At 65.6% G+C, this 752-nt stretch carries 2 protein-coding genes; both read right to left on the bottom strand.

Annotation, left to right across the window (positions count from 1 at the left end; genetic code table 11):
• Positions 1-537: ATP-binding cassette domain-containing protein (locus tag AC628_RS41465; protein ID WP_074132549.1), on the bottom strand; the 537-nt coding region annotated here is incomplete at its 3' end.
• A partial coding sequence (locus AC628_RS41460) for an ABC transporter ATP-binding protein C-terminal domain-containing protein (RefSeq protein WP_502689842.1) occupies positions 530-752 on the bottom strand: 223 nt, incomplete at its 5' end. The genes AC628_RS41460 and AC628_RS41465, both read right to left, overlap by 8 nt.

Here is a 752-nt window from a genome sequence, read left to right as displayed (position 1 = left end):
GATCAGCCGCTCGGTGATCTCCTCGATCACGCCGATCCAGACACCCTCGGTCGGCTCGTCCAACAGCAGCAGCTTCGGATTGCCGAGCATGGCGCGGCCGATCGCCAGCATCTTGCGCTCACCGCCGGACAGCGTGCCGGCCGGCTGGTCGAGGCGCTGACCGAGCTTGGGGAAGATCTCGAGCACGCGATCGACCGCGCTCGCATCGGAATTGGTCAGCGAGCCGACCGCGAGGTTGTCGCGCACCGACAGGCGGGCGAACACCGAATGCTCCTGCGGCACATAGCCGATGCCGGAGCGCACGCGCTCCTCGGTGCGGCGCCGCGTGATGTCGCGGCCGTCGAAGAACAGTTCGCCCTGCGAGCTCGTGAGCTCGCCGACGATGGTCTTCATCAGCGTGGTCTTGCCGGCGCCGTTGCGGCCGAGCACGGCAACGCCGCCGCGCCAGGGAATGCCGATGTTGACATCGAACAGGACCTGGCTGCGGCCGTAACCGGCATCGAGATGCTTGATATCGAGGAAGGTTTGCTCAGGCACGGCGAAGATAGATCTCCTGGACGTTCTTGTTGGCCTGGATTTCCGCGACCGTCCCCGACGCCAGCACCTTGCCCTGGTCGAGCACGGTCAGGCGGTCGCAGATGTCGCGGATGAAATCGAGATCGTGCTCGACGATGACGAGTGAGCAATGCTGCTTGATCGGCTGCAACAATTCGCCGGTGACGCGGCGCTCCTCGAGGCTCATGCCGCCCGTC

The organism is Bradyrhizobium sp. NAS96.2 (genome assembly GCF_001908235.1).
GTDB lineage: Bacteria > Pseudomonadota > Alphaproteobacteria > Rhizobiales > Xanthobacteraceae > Bradyrhizobium.
Note: the sequence above shows the minus strand (reverse complement) of the source record. Positions and strands in the feature narration are given on the sequence as shown.